Origin of the sequence: Brevundimonas sp. P7753, assembly GCF_013386595.1 — a bacterium.
Classification (GTDB): domain Bacteria; phylum Pseudomonadota; class Alphaproteobacteria; order Caulobacterales; family Caulobacteraceae; genus Brevundimonas; species Brevundimonas bullata.
On the sequence record NZ_JACARP010000065.1, the window covers coordinates 1,118 to 1,973 of the forward strand.

General features: G+C 64.8%; 1 pseudogene. It reads left to right on the top strand.

What is annotated here, in order from left to right:
• Nucleotides 1–856, top strand: a pseudogene (locus HX774_RS12905) (RHS repeat-associated core domain-containing protein); the annotation flags it as partial.

The window sequence follows — 856 nt, forward strand, 5'->3', positions numbered from 1 at the left end:
GGCGGCCGCACCCACGTGACGCATCCGGATGGGCAATACGCCCAATACAGCCGCGATGTGCTGGGGCGGGTGAACTCGGCCTATATGAACACCACGCTGGTGTTCGATCCGCGCTACGACAACCACGGCCGAGCGACGCACTTGTACCGCCGCGTCGGTTCCAGCTGGACCGTGCCGACCACTTATGGCTACGACGAGGCCTCGCGGCTGGCTTCGTTGACGCACAATCTGGCGGGCGCGGCTCACGACATCACCACGACCTTCGCCCGTAATCCGGCCAGCCAGGTGGTCTCCCGCACGCGGAACAACGCCGCCTATGACTTCGTCGATCATGTGAACGTCACCCGCGTCTATGCGGTCAACGGTCTGAACCAGTACACCACGGCGGGACCGGCCAGTTTCACCTATGATGCCAATGGCAACCTGACCTCAGACGGCTCGGGCGGCGCCTACGTCTATGACGTGGAGAACCGGCTGATCAGCGGCCCGGGCGGAGCCAGCTTGATCTGGGATCCGTTGGGCCGCCTGTTCCAGAGTTCGAGCAGCAGTCGGTCGGCGATCCGCTATCTCTACGACGGCGATAGGCTGACAGCGGAGTACGACGTTGAAGGCAATATGCAGCGGCGCTACGTCCACGCCGACGGCGCCGATACGCCTCTGGTCTGGTACGAGGGGGCGAGCACAGCCTCGCCGCAGTATCTCTATGCGGACCACCAAGGCTCGATCGTCGCCCGCACCGACGCCACAGGCGCGGTCAACGCCGTCAACACCTACGACGAGTACGGCATCCCCGGCTCGGGCAACATCGGCCGCTTCCAGTACACCGGCCAGGCCTGGCTGCCGGAACTGGGCATGT